Origin of the sequence: Blautia sp. DFI.6.71 (genome assembly GCF_020593585.1) — a bacterium.
Lineage (GTDB): Bacteria > Bacillota > Clostridia > Lachnospirales > Lachnospiraceae > Blautia_A > Blautia_A wexlerae.
This window is the reverse complement of sequence record NZ_JAJDMJ010000155.1, coordinates 1-540: the sequence shown is the minus strand read 5'-3', so window position 1 is coordinate 540 and position 540 is coordinate 1. Positions and strand designations below refer to the sequence as shown.

Genomic DNA, 540 nt, shown 5'->3' with positions numbered 1-540 from the left:
ATGAGATACTCTCATATCTCTTAACGTTTTGTATCAAGGATATTTGATTAACTTTTAATCAAATTTCATGTATGCAGTTTTCAAGGTACAATTTATATCAGGCTTAACACTTAACCTCACGGCTAAATTTTTATAAGCCAATGGGCTTAAGTGGACTCGAACCACCGACCTCACGCTTATCAGGCGTGCGCTCTAACCAGCTGAGCTATAAGCCCATCTTGAAATCTTTCGATTTCAGTGGAGATGAAGAGATTCGAACTCTCGACCCCCTGCTTGCAAGGCAGGTGCTCTCCCAACTGAGCTACATCCCCATTTGATCTGGCAGCCACCTGCTCTCCCACACCGTCTCCAGTGCAGTACCATCGGCCGCTTAGGTCTTAACCGTCGTGTTCGGGATGGGAACGGGTGTGTCCCCTAAGCGCATCACTACCAGAAATGTTGTTATTCAGTTTTCCTTGATAACTCAACAGTAAAACACATTCTACTCTACTTCTTCCTTAGAAAGGAGGTGATCCAGCCGCACCTTCCGATACGGCTACC

The 540-nt window shown here is 45.6% G+C and carries 2 tRNA genes and 1 rRNA gene; all 3 read right to left on the bottom strand.

The window, feature by feature from the left end:
- Positions 1-141 precede the first annotated feature (141 nt).
- The 3 genes from LJE12_RS19695 to rrf all read right to left on the bottom strand — a co-directional run bounded on the left by LJE12_RS19695 (position 142) and on the right by rrf (position 434).
- Positions 142-215: transfer RNA gene (locus tag LJE12_RS19695), tRNA-Ile, on the bottom strand.
- Between the two features lie 23 nt (positions 216-238).
- Positions 239-311 (bottom strand) — tRNA-Ala (locus LJE12_RS19690).
- A 5-nt stretch (positions 312-316) separates the two neighbouring features.
- Positions 317-434: ribosomal RNA gene (gene rrf, locus LJE12_RS19685) — 5S ribosomal RNA — on the bottom strand.
- Positions 435-540 lie beyond the last annotated feature (106 nt).